We start from the raw sequence: 14,349 nt of genomic DNA, 5'->3' as shown, positions 1-14,349 counted from the left end.
CGAGCTATGCAGAAACGGATATTGTTGACAGACGGAACCGGCTTAATCGGTAAACATCTGGTAAATACTTTACGGCAACAGGATTATGTAATCTATCAACTTCTGAGAGATCCTGCCAAAACTGAATCGTCAGTTTACATAAAAAACTTTAAGTGGGATGTAAAAAAGGGCCAGATCGATCCTGAATGCATCCATGGAGTTTCTGCAATTATTCATCTCGCCGGCGAGCCGATAGCTGGTAAGCGCTGGACACACCGGCAAAAAATGGAAATTGTTTCCAGCAGAACCGAATCTATTCGACTGGTTTACGAATTGCTTAACAAAACTACACACCAGGTTGATACGGTCATTTCGGCATCGGCAGTTGGTTATTACGGAAACCGCGGTGACGAGCTATTAACGGAAGATAAGCCCCCCGGCCGTGGTTTTTTAGCCGACACTTGTATTGAGTGGGAAAAAGCTGTAGATGAAGCGCAGGATCTGAAGATGCGGGTTGTCAAATTGCGTACAGGCATTGTATTGTCGAAAGATGGCGGGGCTTTGCCGCAACTTGCGAAACCTATCAGGACAGGCCTGGGAGCTGCACTGGGATCAGGCAGGCAGTGGATGCCCTGGATTCACTTAAACGACGTTATTCAGGCATATACTTACGCGTTAAATAATGAAAACGTCAGCGGGACTTTTAATCTTTCTGCACCGGCACCAGTAACAAATAAAGAATTTACCGAAACCCTGGCCGAACTCCTGCACAAAAAAATATGGCTGCCTAATCTGCCCGAATTTTCACTAAAACTGATATTGGGCGAAATGAGTGAAACAATTCTGGACAGTAACAGGACAGCTTGCCAAAAACTTACAGATACCGGTTTTAAGTTTCAGTTTAGCGACCTTCGCCAGGCAATAAGTAATATTTATGCCTGAACAAGCAGTTACAATTTTCTGGTTCCGAAGAGATTTAAGGCTCGATGACAACGCCGGCTTATACCATGCGCTTAAATCCGGAAATCCTGTACAATGCCTGTTCATTTTTGATCGGAACATCCTCGATAAACTTGAAGACCAAGATGATTCAAGGCTAACATTCATCCACCTGGCTGTAACGGAACTTGATAGGGAGTTAAAAAAACACGGCTCGTCATTACTCGTTAAATATAACACAGCCGAAAAAGCATGGGAAGACATCCTCGGCGAATTTACTATCAATAAAGTAATCACAAACCGGGATTATGAACCTTACGCAAGGGAACGGGATAATCGTATCAAAGCGTTACTTGAAAACACAGGTGTCGAATTTATCGATTTTAAAGATCATGTTATTTTTGATCACGAAGAAGTTTTCAAAGACGGCGGATCGCCTTATACAGTTTTTACGCCTTACAAGCGGCGCTGGATCGAAAAATTAAAACCTCAATTCCACTTAAAGCCCTATCCGACTAAAAAATATTTTCACTTCCTTTCTAAAAATACCAAGAATATCGTTCCATCGCTGGAAAGTATGGGCTTTACAAAAAGCTCGCTTAAGTTCCCAGATAAAAAGTTTGAAGATATAATTGATGATTACGCAAAAACCAGGGATTATCCTGGAATAGACGGCACCTCAAGAATCAGCGTTCATTTGCGATTTGGCACAATCAGCATCCGTGATGCCGCAGCTAAAGCTTATGAAGCCAAAGAAAAAACCTGGTTGAATGAATTGATCTGGCGGGACTTTTATTCGATGATTCTTTGGCATTTCCCTGAGACCGTACACAAAGCATTTAAACCTAATTATGATCGTATACAATGGCGGAATAATGAAAAAGAGTTTGAAGCATGGTGCACTGGGCAAACCGGCTATCCGATTGTTGATGCAGGTATGCGGCAGTTGAATACCATCGGCTGGATGCATAACCGCATAAGGATGGTTACCGCCAGTTTTTTAAGCAAGCACTTACTGATCGACTGGCGCTTGGGTGAAGCCTATTTTGCAAAAAAACTGATAGACTACGAACAGGCAAGTAACGTTGGCGGCTGGCAATGGGCGGCAAGTTCGGGGAATGATGCCGTTCCTTATTTCCGCATCTTTAACCCTGAAATTCAAACCAAGAAATTCGATCCTGATCTGAAATATATCAAAGAATGGGTACCAGAGTTTCAGGACTTCAGTAAATATCCGCAACCAATTGTTGATCATAAAGCCGCCAGGGAAAGGGCTTTGAATGCGTTTAAAAAAGCCTTAAAATAAAAAAAGGGTGAAAAAAAATTCCACCCATGTTTAAAAGATCATCACATGTATATCAATCATCGACAGCAACGTCGGTAACTTTTATATCAAAATCTAGACATGAAAATGCTGGTATGGTCGAACTTCCCGCTGTTCCATAACCTTGTTTTGAAGGAACGATCATTCTTATTGTGCCACCTCCTTTTATCAAAGGAAGTAATTCTTGCCAAGCTGGTATTAAAGTATTCAGCGGTAGCGAAACTGCATTTGGCTGTTGAAATATCGTTCCATTTAAGAGTTTTCCGGTTGTTTCAAACGTAAGAAGCGAATCAGCCGCAATTGGACTTCCAGTTCCGACTTCACCGATTTTATAATAAATCCCGGTCGTAGTTGGTTGGAACCCTGTCAAGTTATTGGCGGCCATATATTTCTTAATACTAATATCATCGTAAGCCGGCAGCCCCGTTACATCGAGTGCGCGCACCGTTACATCGAGGCTTTCATTTCCTTTAACAGTTTGACCGAAATAGGTTGTTCCCCCGTTACGACCATAAGCTAAATTCGAAGGAATGATTAGTCGGATAACTCCTCCGCGATTTTTCAAACCTTCTTTAACGCCGATCTGGATTCCTTTCGGTAAGCGATATTTCTCCAGGTAACCCAAAAAATCAGCATAGTGGTTTATGATAGTGTCCGTTGCAGATATAGAACCGTCAACAGTTCTCATGGTGATAACTAACGGTATCTTGTCTGAATACTGCATCTGTGTTCCCTGGCCAGGCGTACTCACCTTATAATAAACGCCGCTGGTATCCTTTGTAAAACCGGTCAGATTATTTTGCTGCATGTATGTTTGTATCTGCTGGTCGTCTTCAACCTGGATGGTATCGTATGTTTTATCACATGCATAAAGCGATACAATTGCTACACATGGCAGAAAAAATCTGGTGAAAAAGTGTTTCATTAATTAGTTACTGGTTTTTACGTCTAGAAGTTCGATATCGAAATCAAGAGGTGAGTTTGCCGGAATCACAACATTTCCGCTATTGTCTTTCCTATCGACATTGCCATAGCAATAATAGGAAGGTGCGATAATTCTAATCTTAGCGCCTTTCTGCAATCCGCCCGGAATTAACCCGCCAACGGCCTTCGGCGCAAGCGCAATTTGCCAAGCTGTTATCACGCCGCCAAGCGTAAATGACACGCCATCCTGGTTTTTATCGAACACGGAGCCATTTAATAAACGACCGTTATATTTTACAGTGGTTACAGTGTTATTCAGATTATCATAATTGTATGAACCGCTACCCGCGCTTGTCAATATGTAAAAAACCCCTGAGGTATCTTTTACAGCTGTTAAATTGTTAGCTTTCACAAACGCGCGAATAGCAGTAGTGTCTGCCTTGAATTGCTTTTCGGCATCAAAAGTCGGTGTATCATCGGTTTTCTTACATGCTGATAGAACCGCGACTGCGGCTATAAGGCATAGTAATGTTCTCTTAATCGTCATGCGTGCAAATTTATTCTTTTATATAATGTAAAAATGGAATTAACATTTTTTAACTTTTTACAAAAGAAGTAAATGCCGGTTTATTTGCCGGCATTCCCTTTGTAAAAAATATCTTACTTCGCGTAAGAAACGGAACGTGTCTCGCGGATCACCGTCACCTTAATCTGTCCCGGATATGTCATTTCAGTTTGAATGCGGTTCGAAATATCTGCGGCAAGCACCTCCGCCTGCGCATCGGTAACACGTTCGCTTTCCACAACAACGCGTAACTCACGTCCTGCCTGTATTGCGAATGTTTTTTCGACACCCGGATAAGACAAGGCCAGCGATTCAAGTTCTTTTAATCGCTTGATATAACTCTCAACTACTTCGCGGCGTGCACCAGGGCGAGCGCCGGAAATAGCATCACAAGCCTGGACAATCGGCGAAATCATAGAAGTCATCTCAATTTCATCGTGGTGAGCTCCGATGGCATTACAAACTTCCGGATGTTCCTTGTATTTTTCTGCCAGCTGCATACCTAAAATAGCGTGCGGAAGCTCCGGATTGTCGTCTGGTACTTTACCAATATCGTGTAATAATCCGGCTCGCTTAGCGAGTTTAACGTTTAGGCCAAGTTCTGATGCCATTGTAGCACAGAAATTAGCAACTTCCCTCGAGTGCTGCAAAAGATTCTGCCCGTAAGACGAGCGGTAACGCATTCTTCCAACCATACGAATAAGCTCAGGATGAAGTCCATGTATACCAAGGTCTATAACGGTACGTTCGCCGATCTCAACAATTTCTTCCTCAAGTTGCTTCTTAGTTTTGGCAACAACTTCCTCGATACGGGCCGGGTGAATGCGGCCATCCGTCACGAGCCTGTGTAAAGCCAGTCGGGCGATTTCCCGGCGAACCGGATCGAAGCCTGACAAAATGATTGCCTCCGGGGTATCGTCAACAATGATCTCAATTCCGGTAGCTGCTTCGAGCGCACGAATGTTCCGGCCTTCTCTGCCTATTACACGGCCCTTAATTTCGTCATTTTCAATATTGAAAATAGAAACCGTGTTTTCGATGGCCGCTTCTGTAGCTGTACGCTGAATAGTTTGAATAACAACCTTTTTAGCCTCTTTAGTCGCTGTTAATTTAGCTTCGTCAACAATGTCTTTGATTTGCATCATTGCTTTGGTACGAGCTTCTTCACGAAGGTTGTCAACTAATTGATTTTTTGCTTCTTCGGCAGATAATCCGGCAATCGCTTCTAATTCTTTAATGTGCTGGTTCTTTAGCTGATCAACTTCTTCCTGCTTCTTTTCAGCAATTTCAATCTGTTTTTCCAGGTTTTTGCGGGTATTTTCTACTTCTTGATCCTTCCGGTTAAAGTTTTCAAGGCGTTGATTTACCGACTGCTCTTTTTGTTTGATTGAATTCTCGCGTTGATTGATCGAGTTATTCCGGTTATTAACTTCCTGCTCGTGCTCAGCTTTCATTTGCAAGAACTTTTCTTTTGCTTCAAGAAGCTTATTTTTTTTCAGGATCTCGGCATTATTTTCGGCGTCTTTTAAGATCTTTTTGACCTTATTCTGTGCCGCAGCCTCCTGGTTTTTGAACATTTTTACCAGCAGGAATCTTCCGATTGCAATTCCGGCCGCAATGCCCAGTAAAACGTAAAGTATTATTTCCATAATCTAATCTGTAATAAAATAAAAAAACCGCAACTAAACTTTAGATTTCATGTATTGTAAAGCTTCTTCAGATGGTTTAGAGTTCTTGATCTTCCAGTCAACCATAGTCGAGTGGCATCTTTTTTATCACTCTTCTGATATTGAAGCGTTAAGCTTTAAATAGTGAAACCTAAAAATTTACCTGCGGTTAATCTTTTCGGCGCTCTGATATATAAAAGAACGTATTACTTATTCGAGAAAAAGTCTGACAGCAACTGATCTAACTGGTAAACTTTTTCTGCAACATCCGTATCTTCATTTATTACACGTTTTTCGGCCTTTAATGTAGCCGTAGCGTAATGCAGCACACACATTGATAGCAAATCCTGTTTATCTCTGACCGCATAATTTTCCTGATAATCTTTTATACGATCGTTTATTAGCTTAGCTGCCCTTCTGATCACTTCCTCTTCTTCCATGTTTACCTTTAAGGGGTAAACTCTGTCAGCAATATTTATTTTAATGGAGATTTCTCCCATTTGAGCTTTGTTTCACTTGTACTACTTTTTCAGCAATACAATACACTTATCTATTTCCCGCACAAATTCGTTAATTTTTTGCTTGATGTCAAGATTTTTTTCATCAACCACTAAATCCGGTGCTTTTATGCCTTCTAATGAGCGGGCTAATTTTAACGCTTTTAACTTTTCTTCGAGGTCGACAGATTTTGCTTTGCCTGTTTCAAGCGCCACTTTTAACGACTGGTTTTCGAGATTAAGCAAATCATTTTCTTCCTGTAAAGCGGAACAAAGGTCAATTAACCTGGATGTTTTATCTACGACAATGCTTAACTGATCCGCCAACTGCGACATACTTTTTTAAAAGTTATAGTGATTATTTACGCACTTCTGCTCCAGCCTCTTTCTCGAAATTAACAATTAATTTTTGCATGACGCCTTCGATCTGTTTGTCAGTTAACGTTTTCTCTTCATCCTGCAGCACAAAACTCAAGGCATATGATTTTTTGCCGACCTGAAGTTTTTCTCCCTGGTACACGTCAAAAACGTTTACTTCTTTCAAAATATTTTTTTCAGAGCGGCGTGCAATGATTTGAAGCTGATTAAACGTTATTTGTTGATCAACAAGCAGTGACAAGTCGCGCCTTACCGCCGGGTATTTTGAAACCTCCTGGTATCTGATCACGTTGTTTTTAATTGAACGCAGAATCAGGTCCCAGTCAAAATCAGCGAAAAACACTTCTTTATCTATATCAAATTTCTTCAGAAGCTTAGCTGACACTTTACCAAATCTGACAAGCGGCTTGTCGCCTTTTTTATAAGCGAGGCCAAATTGAAAGTCGTCTGTTACATCGTCAATAATGAAATTTTTTAAATTCAATCTTTCCAAAATTCCATCAACAACCGATTTGATTGAATAGAAGCTAACCGAATTTGACTTCTGATGCCAGTTTTCTGACTGCTTATTCCCTGTTATAAAAATTGCAAAACGCTGGTTTTCCTTGTACCAGTCACCATCAGTAAAATATGTTTTTCCGAATTCGAATAATTTCAGATCAGAATTCTTACGATTATGATTATAAGCGATAGCCTCCAAACCAGAATATAGCAGTGTCTGACGCATGGTATCCAGGTCGCTGCTTAGGGGATTCAGAATTTTAACAGCATTTTCTGATTCCTCATAGTAAGACGCCTTGCTGAGAGAATTGGAAAGGATTTCGTAGAAGCCGTTTGCCGAAAGCAGGTTCGCCACCTGATCGTACACTGCTTCCTTGTCAGGTTTCGTTGCATAGTTTAATGAAGCGCGGATTTGCTGCGGGATCCCGATATTGTTGTAACCATAGATACGCAAAATCTCTTCGATCACGTCAACTTCACGGCTAACATCCACTTTATAGGCAGGAACTTTCAGCTCTAACCCTTCTTCACTTTCGGCGGCAACATCAATATTTAAAGATGTTAAAATTGATTTGATCTCAGCAGGCTCAATAAGTTGCCCGATCAACCTGTTGACATTTTTGTAGCTAATACTTACAGAAAACGGTTTCGCAGGAACAGGATAAAAATCGTTTATCTCGGAGGATATTGTTCCGCCGGCAAGTTCCTTAATCAATGAAGCAGCGTATTTCAATGCCGTTATAGTCATATCCGGATCGGTGCCACGCTCGAATCTGAACGATGCGTCTGTTTTCAAGCCATGCCTCTTAGAAGTTTTACGAACGGCAACGGCATTAAACCAGGCGCTTTCCAAAAAGATATTTGTTGTAGAATCTTTCACACCCGATTCCGCACCGCCGAAAACACCTGCAATACACAAAGGCTTAACGGCGTCGCAGATCATTAGATCTTCTGATGAAAGCTTACGATCAACTCCATCGAGTGTTTTGAAAACTGTTCCTTCCGGGCAATTGCGCACGACAACTTTACCACCGCTTATCGCATCGGCATCGAAAGCGTGAAGCGGCTGACCCAAGCCATGCAATACATAATTTGTTATGTCAACGATATTGTTGATCGGCCTTAAACCAATTACATTTAATTTGTCCTTTAACCAGTCCGGCGACTCTTTTACCTGTACACCGCTTATACTCACTGATGAATATCGCGGACAGGCCAGCTCATTTTCGACTACTACGGGAATCGTTAAATCATGATTGTCGGTAACAAATGAACCTGTATCCGGTAGTGTAAACCCAATTTTCAGATATGCGGCGAGATCCCTGGCGACACCCAGATGCGATGCTGCATCGGCGCGATTCGGGGTGAGTCCTATTTCATATAAAAAATCGTCCTCTACGTTAAAAAATAATTTTGCTGAACTACCGATTGTGGCGCTTTCGTCCAAAACCATAATGCCGGCATGCGATGTTCCAAGGCCAATTTCATCTTCAGCGCAAATCATCCCTTCCGAAACTTCACCTCTGATCTTTGATTTGTTGATTTTGAACGGTTCGCCGCTCAGGGGATAGACAGTGGTGCCAACAGTAGCCACTACGACTTTTTGCCCGGCTGCCACATTAGGTGCTCCACACACGATCTGCAAATCTTCGCCCGCACCTACATCGACTTTTGTAACGCTAAGCCTGTCGGCGTTGGGGTGCTGGAATCGCTCTTTAACATATCCGATTACAAGTCCTTCAAGACCGCCTGGGATCGTTTGTACTTTTTCCAGGCTTTCAACTTCCAATCCGATAGCTGTTAAAATTTTTGAAATTTCTTCAGGCGATTTATCGGTATTTACAAATTGTTTCAGCCAGTTATATGATATCTTCATGTACTTTCGGGAATGGAGGCACAAAGATAATTTAATTTCGGATTCTGCCTGCAGCGCAGTTGTGAAAGTGGGACTTAGTCAGACATTATTCCCTCGTCAGCAAAGCTGTAATAGCCATGATTGGTGAAAATCAGATGATCCGGCACTTCTATATCAAACAGCCGACCGGCTGCGATCAATTTTCTGGTAAGTGCTATATCCTGTTGGCTGGGTGTTAAATTTCCCGAAGGATGATTATGGGAAAGAAAAACCGACGCGGCGTGATTTTCAAGTGCTGTTTGAAAAATAATCTTTGGATCGGCGATGGTGCCGGCCTGCCCGCCTTTACTGATTAAATATTTTCCGATTATCCGATGAGACCGGTTTGTAAGAACAATCCAAAACTCTTCATGATTCAGATCTTCAAAGTACCGGCTCATTAACTGGTGAAGATCAGCACTGCGGGTAATTTTTCCGACGTGCTTTTGCTCGGTTTCTTTACGGCGGCGGCCAAGTTCAAGCGCTGCAATAATCGTTATTGCTTTGGCGTCGCCTATTCCGTTAAAACGTGAAAGGTCGCTAACTGAAAGCTTACCTAACCGGCCGAGATCGTTTTCAAAGGAGTGAAGAATTCGCTTACTCAATTCAACGGCGGTTTCATTCCTGTTACCTGAACCAATCAAAATAGCAAGCAATTCAGCGTCTGAAACCGCCCTCCTTCCAAGCGTTAAAAGCTTTTCTCTTGGACGATCCTCTTCGGCCCAGGCTTTAATAGAAATTCGGTTTTCGTATTGATCCATAAACTAATTTATGAAATCAAAACAAAACAAAAAAGGGGATACTTATACAGCATCCCCTTTTTAAGAAATTTCTTTAATATTAGCTTAAGCTATTAACAAATTTAGTTAATTTAGATTTGTTGTTAGAAGCTTTATTTTTATGAATAACGTTCTTTTTTGCCAGGCGATCAAGCATTGAAATCACTTTAGATAAAAGCGGAGATGCATCTGCTTTGCTTGTTGTACTGCGTAATTTTTTAATTGCGTTACGGGTTGTTTTAGCCTGGTAACGGTTACGCAAACGCTTAGCTGCATTTGCTCTGATTCTTTTGATCGCTGATTTATGATTTGCCATTTCTTAGCTTTTTCTTCCTTTTTATACAATAATCGATTATTTCAATCGGGATGCAAATATAGAAGGATATTTTTAATTATACAAGCTAAATTTTATTTTTTAGATGCAATTAACCGGTTAATCCTAAACCAATTACATACCGATGTTTACAAAAGTAAAAAAGAATTTCTTTACCAAACTAATCCTGCTGATAAGTTTGCTTTTCATTACCGCCTCCTGGGGTTTTTACGCCCATAAGAAGATCAATACGCTGGCCGTATTTACGTTGCCTAAAGGAATGATCTGGTTTTATAAAAACAATCTGTCGTATATTTCGGAACATGCCGTTGACCCGGACAGACGCCGTTACACTGATTCATTAGAAGCACCGAGGCATTACCTGGATGCTGACCATTATGGCATCGCGCCTTTCGATTCGATTCCCGAAAAATGGAATGACGCTGTCAAAAAATATTCGGCTGATACACTTAAGGCGTATGGTTTAGCGCCATGGCAAATTCAACAGACTTATTATAGCCTGGTGAAAGCTTTCGAAGCAAGGAACGGAGGCCGAATCCTTAAACTATCGTCGGATATCGGGCACTACCTTGCCGATATCCATGTTCCTCTTCACACTACTGAGAATTATAATGGCCAATTAACCCATCAAACCGGCATACACGCTTTTTGGGAAAGCCGGCTTCCAGAACTGTTCTGCGGAGATTATGATTTCCTGGTTGGCAAAACCGATTATATTGAAAACCCGTTGAAAGAGACGTGGAATATTCTCCGTCACACAAATTCTTATAAAGATTCTGTACTCCAAATAGAAGCGAGCCTTAATAGCCGTTTTCCGGCCGACCGAAAGTTTTCATTTGTTGAACGGAGCGGAAAAATAGAAAGGCAATATTCTGAAGAGTATTCCGCTGCTTATCATACCGCATTAAAGGGCATGGTAGAAAAACAGATGCGTGCATCTATTCATGAAATCGGAAGTTTTTGGTACTCGGCTTGGGTTGATGCCGGACAACCGGATATCAGCAATCTGACTAACATTAATGAACCGGATACAATAATTGTACACCAACAGAATCCGGGTCGTGTCCGGGAGGAAAACTAAGCGGCTTTTTTCCTGGACTTAAAGGCTCCGTAAAGCGTTGGAACTACTGAAAGGAGTATGATTGCAAAAACGACAATTGTAAAATTTTCTTTCACTACAGGCAGATTTCCGAACAGGTAACCCAGGATCAGGAAACTGATAACCCAGCTAACCCCGCCAATAACATTGTAAACGGTGTATTGCTTCAAAGGCATACGGCCAACGCCGGCAACAAATGGTGCAATGGTGCGAATTATTGGCAAAAACCTGCTGAAAATCACCGCTTTTCCGCCATGTTTATTAAAGAATTTTTGAGTTTCTAGATAATAATCCAGTTTCAAAACTTTGTTTTCAGGCTTGAACACTTTAACGCCAAGATATCTGCCAATGTAATAGTTAACCGTATTTCCGGCAATTGCAGCGACACATAATAAAGCTGCCATTAGAAAGATATCCAAACCAGTTGTTCCTTTGGCAATCAGTGCCGCCATAGCAAAAAGTAGCGAATCACCCGGCAGAAATGGTGTAACAACAAGGCCGGTTTCGGCGAAAATTATTAAAAAGATGATCAGGTATGTCCAGGTTTGATACTGGCTGACGATTTGTACGAGATGATGATCAATGTGAATGATAAAGTCAATGATCGAATGCAAAAATTCCAACTTACTGTATTTACTGATTATCCTTATTTTGTATTCTAACTGCACTGAAAGCTTTGGTTCCTGTCGAATCCCTGTTCCAATAACCTTTTGCATAAATGGTATACAGATAGCCCGCTCTTGCATTAAATGCAGGCAGCTCATACCTGACGTCGCTGGTTCCGTTTTGCCTGATCTGAAGAATGAGCGATGATGATGCATCAATTTCAATAAAGCCACCATCTCTTGATGGGAAGATACGATTACTTGCTATCGGCGCGAGAGTAGTATCTGCAATTGCCAGATCTAATGCCGGTGCGTCCGGTGAGAAATTGAGAAAACGAATTTTAGCCCGTTGAGGAGCCGTAGAGCTTATGAGATCATCTTTGAATGATACGATAAAGTTAGAATCCCGGTTAGCGGTATCCTTCTTAGTCAGCATGAAAGCTGAATAATACCCGCCTTCATTGAAGCCCAGCGTGTCTATTTTCAATGTATTGCTTTTCCCCGCAGGCTTTACATCGAACAAATAGTTGCCCTGCGTAATCTGCGCGTAAGAAAATTTAGGACTAACAAAACTGAAGGTCGAATCGCTATTATATTTAATGGATTGTGCGTTTTCGTCGTCAACATTTTTTGTATACAAGTCAATTGATTGATCAAGGGGAGAGGCGTTTATAAATCCAAAATTACCATAACCAAAAACTTTCACCGAATCATCCTTCTTACAGGATTGAACGATTAAAACAAGCGAGTATAAAAAAGCACTAATTAAGACTAACCTGGCAATGCGCATAATTTAGGCAAGTATAGAGTTTTTCGGCCAAATCATAAACCGGGCTTAACAAAAAAGTCCGGCTCAATACCGGACTTCACTTTATTTCACACTAATTATTAATTATTTACGATCACATGTGAGCTGATAGTTGCAGCCGTACTTCCTGAAATATATACGGTATAAATTTTACCGGCTTCAATAGTAACGTTTGGAATGCTTAAAGCCGATGTTACGGATCCGGCAGCACTAAGTTGAAGATTGTATGTTCCACCGTCGATTTCAGAAAAAGCAGTCGCCCCTTTGTAAGCAAGGTTGGTTGCTAATTTTGATCCGTTTTGAACAGCGATATCAACGCTGGCGGAAGCTGCAGGGCTCAGGTGAACAAAACGCACTTTCGCTTTACCGGAAGCTGGCGCAGATAAATCGTCCTCTAATGCTACGGAAAGATTGTTGTTGCTCAGATCACCTGTATAGAAAAATGTGTAATGCTTCCCGTCTTGGAGCTGTACTACATCGGATGTGTTAACAGTGCCGGTTGCAGCTACTCGGAAGCTTGCTGTACGGTTACCTGAGTTTGATGTGATGTAAGCGGTGTTTTGAGTATAAGCAAGAGCATCACCATTCATTTTTGACTGGTCGAGGTAAAAGTTTTGCGGCAGTGAAGCTTCGCGGGCGTTAACAGCCATTACTGTGACTGAGCCATTCTCATAACCGTTGTCATCGCTCTTGTCACATGATGAGAAAAATGTTACTGCGCCTAACAATGCAGCAGCTGCTAGAAAGAATTTCGTTTTTTTGATTGCGTTGTTTGTTTTCATTGATATAATAAAATTTGTTTTAAATGCCAAGGCCCGGGCAAAACCCGGGCCAGCAAATTATATCATTGAAAGACAAGCGCTTCTATTTTCAGCACCTGTTCAGATTATCAGGCATAGTTGTTCAGCATTACAGGCATAACAAGCATCAGGACGTTTTCGCTTTCATCATTCGTTTGTGGGATCAGCAAGCCTGCACGATTAGGTGTACTCATTTCTAATTTCACTTCTTCGCCCGAAAGATTGCCCAGCATTTCTATCAGGAATTTGGCATTGAACCCAATCTCCATGTCTTCGCCTTCGTACTGGCAGCTCAGCCTTTCGTGTGCTTCGTTAGAGAAATCAATATCTTCTGAAGATATGTTCAACTCGCTTCCGGTAATTTTTAATCTTACCTGGTGGGTGGTTTTGTTGGCAAAAATCACAACACGACGCAGCGAATTCAAAAATAAAGCGCGGTCAAGTGTTAATGTATTCGGATTGTTTTGTGGTATAACTGCTTCGTAATCAGGATAGCGTTCGTCAATCAAACGGCAAATCAGGTTAATGTTCCCAAACCTGAAAAAAGCACTTGTGTTATTATATTCGACCGCCACATTAACATCTTCCGAAGGCAATGAAGACTTTAATAGATTCAACGCTTTCTTTGGTAAAATGAATGAGGTTGAAGATTCAGCTTTTGCATCCATACGGCGATATCTAACCAGTTTATGAGCATCAGTCGATACAAATGTTAAAGACTGTGGTGATAGTTGGCAGTAAACCCCGGTCATTGCCGGCCGAAGCTCGTCGTTACTTACCGCAAAAAGCGTTTTGTTTATTGCCTCTGACAATACTGACGCAGGAAGATTTACCGATGATGCATTTTCGACGACCGGAATTTTAGGAAAGTCATCACCGTTTTCGCCGCTCAATTTGTATTTTCCATCTCCCGCGCTGATTTCGACGGCAAAAGTATTATCGTCTATCGTAAAGGCAATTGGCTGATCTGGCAGGGTTTTTAACGTTTCCATTAAAATTTTCGCAGGGATTGCTACTTTTCCATCCTCCTTCGATTCAACAGCCAGCGAAGTCGTCATACTGGTTTGTAAATCGGTAGCAGATATCGTCAAATTGCCATCTTTTATCTCAAAAAGGAAGTTCTCAAGAATAGGTAACACCGTGCTGCTGCTCGAAGCTCCGTTAACCGCCTGCAATTGTTTTAATAAAGTTGATGTGGAAACTATAAATCTCATGGATACAGAAAATATATTGACAATTATAGGAAAGCTTTTTTA

The 14,349-nt window shown here is 41.5% G+C and carries 15 protein-coding genes; 3 read left to right on the top strand and 12 right to left on the bottom strand.

The window, feature by feature from the left end:
- Positions 1 to 6 precede the first annotated feature (6 nt).
- On the top strand, positions 7 to 921 hold the full coding sequence (locus tag GS399_RS18410; RefSeq protein WP_160846129.1) for a TIGR01777 family oxidoreductase: 915 nt from the start codon (positions 7 to 9) through the stop codon (positions 919 to 921).
- Positions 914 to 2,224 carry a cryptochrome/photolyase family protein gene (locus tag GS399_RS18405; protein ID WP_160846128.1) on the top strand — a complete coding sequence of 437 codons (1,311 nt, stop codon included), beginning with the start codon at positions 914 to 916 and terminating at the stop codon, positions 2,222 to 2,224. The genes GS399_RS18410 and GS399_RS18405 overlap by 8 nt, the downstream gene beginning before the upstream one ends.
- 52 nt (positions 2,225 to 2,276) lie before the next feature.
- Here GS399_RS18405 and GS399_RS18400 read toward each other — a convergent pair whose 3' ends face one another.
- The 8 genes from GS399_RS18400 to rpsT form a co-directional block, all read right to left on the bottom strand.
- On the bottom strand, positions 2,277 to 3,167 hold the full coding sequence (locus tag GS399_RS18400; RefSeq protein WP_160846127.1) for an FKBP-type peptidyl-prolyl cis-trans isomerase: 891 nt from the start codon (positions 3,165 to 3,167) through the stop codon (positions 2,277 to 2,279).
- A gap of 3 nt (positions 3,168 to 3,170) precedes the next feature.
- Positions 3,171 to 3,713, bottom strand: coding sequence for an FKBP-type peptidyl-prolyl cis-trans isomerase (locus GS399_RS18395; RefSeq protein WP_160846126.1), 543 nt, complete (start codon positions 3,711 to 3,713; stop codon positions 3,171 to 3,173).
- 113 nt (positions 3,714 to 3,826) lie between these two features.
- The gene (gene rny / locus GS399_RS18390) at positions 3,827 to 5,380 is read right to left on the bottom strand and encodes a ribonuclease Y (RefSeq protein WP_160846125.1); all 1,554 of its coding nucleotides are present in this window, start codon (positions 5,378 to 5,380) and stop codon (positions 3,827 to 3,829) included.
- 224 nt (positions 5,381 to 5,604) lie between these two features.
- Complete coding sequence (locus tag GS399_RS18385; RefSeq protein ID WP_160846124.1) at positions 5,605 to 5,898, bottom strand: cell division protein ZapA; 294 nt, start codon at positions 5,896 to 5,898, stop codon at positions 5,605 to 5,607.
- A 21-nt stretch (positions 5,899 to 5,919) separates the two neighbouring features.
- Entirely contained in the window at positions 5,920 to 6,231 is a 312-nt protein-coding gene (locus tag GS399_RS18380; RefSeq protein ID WP_160846123.1) for a hypothetical protein, read from the bottom strand.
- 22 nt (positions 6,232 to 6,253) lie between these two features.
- Positions 6,254 to 8,650, bottom strand: a complete 2,397-nt coding sequence (pheT, locus tag GS399_RS18375; protein WP_160846122.1) for a phenylalanine--tRNA ligase subunit beta — start codon at positions 8,648 to 8,650, stop codon at positions 6,254 to 6,256.
- 74 nt (positions 8,651 to 8,724) lie between these two features.
- Entirely contained in the window at positions 8,725 to 9,429 is a 705-nt protein-coding gene (gene radC / locus GS399_RS18370; RefSeq protein ID WP_160846121.1) for a RadC family protein, read from the bottom strand.
- Between the two features lie 79 nt (positions 9,430 to 9,508).
- A complete protein-coding gene (rpsT, locus tag GS399_RS18365) occupies positions 9,509 to 9,763 on the bottom strand; it encodes a 30S ribosomal protein S20 (RefSeq protein WP_160846120.1) in 255 nt (84 codons plus the stop codon).
- A gap of 142 nt (positions 9,764 to 9,905) precedes the next feature.
- Here rpsT and GS399_RS18360 point away from each other — a divergent pair, with 142 nt between their 5' ends.
- On the top strand, positions 9,906 to 10,862 hold the full coding sequence (locus tag GS399_RS18360; protein WP_202409511.1) for a zinc dependent phospholipase C family protein: 957 nt from the start codon (positions 9,906 to 9,908) through the stop codon (positions 10,860 to 10,862).
- Here the strand turns inward: GS399_RS18360 and GS399_RS18355 are convergent.
- The 4 genes from GS399_RS18355 to dnaN form a co-directional block, all read right to left on the bottom strand.
- Positions 10,859 to 11,503: a DedA family protein gene (locus GS399_RS18355; protein ID WP_160846119.1), complete on the bottom strand. Its 645-nt coding sequence runs from the start codon at positions 11,501 to 11,503 to the stop codon at positions 10,859 to 10,861. The genes GS399_RS18360 and GS399_RS18355 overlap by 4 nt on opposite strands.
- 10 nt (positions 11,504 to 11,513) lie before the next feature.
- The gene (locus GS399_RS18350; RefSeq protein WP_160846118.1) at positions 11,514 to 12,275 is read right to left on the bottom strand and encodes a DUF4397 domain-containing protein; all 762 of its coding nucleotides are present in this window, start codon (positions 12,273 to 12,275) and stop codon (positions 11,514 to 11,516) included.
- Between the two features lie 98 nt (positions 12,276 to 12,373).
- Complete coding sequence (locus GS399_RS18345; RefSeq protein WP_160846117.1) at positions 12,374 to 13,075, bottom strand: DUF4397 domain-containing protein; 702 nt, start codon at positions 13,073 to 13,075, stop codon at positions 12,374 to 12,376.
- Between the two features lie 107 nt (positions 13,076 to 13,182).
- Complete coding sequence (gene dnaN, locus GS399_RS18340) at positions 13,183 to 14,307, bottom strand: DNA polymerase III subunit beta (protein ID WP_160846116.1); 1,125 nt, start codon at positions 14,305 to 14,307, stop codon at positions 13,183 to 13,185.
- Positions 14,308 to 14,349 lie beyond the last annotated feature (42 nt).

The organism is Hufsiella arboris (assembly GCF_009834875.1).
GTDB lineage: Bacteria > Bacteroidota > Bacteroidia > Sphingobacteriales > Sphingobacteriaceae > Hufsiella_A > Hufsiella_A arboris.
This window is presented reverse-complemented; position numbering and strand designations above follow the sequence as displayed.

What these genes read in the sequence shown, in the direction of transcription:
- GS399_RS18395 (WP_160846126.1), bottom strand. Translation starts at nt 3,713, where the DNA reads ATGACGATTAAGAGAACATTACTATGCCTTATAGCCGCAGTCGCGGTT.
- GS399_RS18400 (WP_160846127.1), bottom strand. Translation starts at nt 3,167, where the DNA reads ATGAAACACTTTTTCACCAGATTTTTTCTGCCATGTGTAGCAATTGTA.
- GS399_RS18380 (WP_160846123.1), bottom strand. Translation starts at nt 6,231, where the DNA reads ATGTCGCAGTTGGCGGATCAGTTAAGCATTGTCGTAGATAAAACATCC.
- rny (WP_160846125.1), bottom strand. Translation starts at nt 5,380, where the DNA reads ATGGAAATAATACTTTACGTTTTACTGGGCATTGCGGCCGGAATTGCA.
- GS399_RS18410 (WP_160846129.1), top strand. Translation starts at nt 7, where the DNA reads ATGCAGAAACGGATATTGTTGACAGACGGAACCGGCTTAATCGGTAAA.
- radC (WP_160846121.1), bottom strand. Translation starts at nt 9,429, where the DNA reads ATGGATCAATACGAAAACCGAATTTCTATTAAAGCCTGGGCCGAAGAG.
- rpsT (WP_160846120.1), bottom strand. Translation starts at nt 9,763, where the DNA reads ATGGCAAATCATAAATCAGCGATCAAAAGAATCAGAGCAAATGCAGCT.
- pheT (WP_160846122.1), bottom strand. Translation starts at nt 8,650, where the DNA reads ATGAAGATATCATATAACTGGCTGAAACAATTTGTAAATACCGATAAA.
- GS399_RS18350 (WP_160846118.1), bottom strand. Translation starts at nt 12,275, where the DNA reads ATGCGCATTGCCAGGTTAGTCTTAATTAGTGCTTTTTTATACTCGCTT.
- GS399_RS18405 (WP_160846128.1), top strand. Translation starts at nt 914, where the DNA reads ATGCCTGAACAAGCAGTTACAATTTTCTGGTTCCGAAGAGATTTAAGG.
- GS399_RS18385 (WP_160846124.1), bottom strand. Translation starts at nt 5,898, where the DNA reads ATGGGAGAAATCTCCATTAAAATAAATATTGCTGACAGAGTTTACCCC.
- dnaN (WP_160846116.1), bottom strand. Translation starts at nt 14,307, where the DNA reads ATGAGATTTATAGTTTCCACATCAACTTTATTAAAACAATTGCAGGCG.
- GS399_RS18360 (WP_202409511.1), top strand. Translation starts at nt 9,906, where the DNA reads ATGTTTACAAAAGTAAAAAAGAATTTCTTTACCAAACTAATCCTGCTG.
- GS399_RS18345 (WP_160846117.1), bottom strand. Translation starts at nt 13,075, where the DNA reads ATGAAAACAAACAACGCAATCAAAAAAACGAAATTCTTTCTAGCAGCT.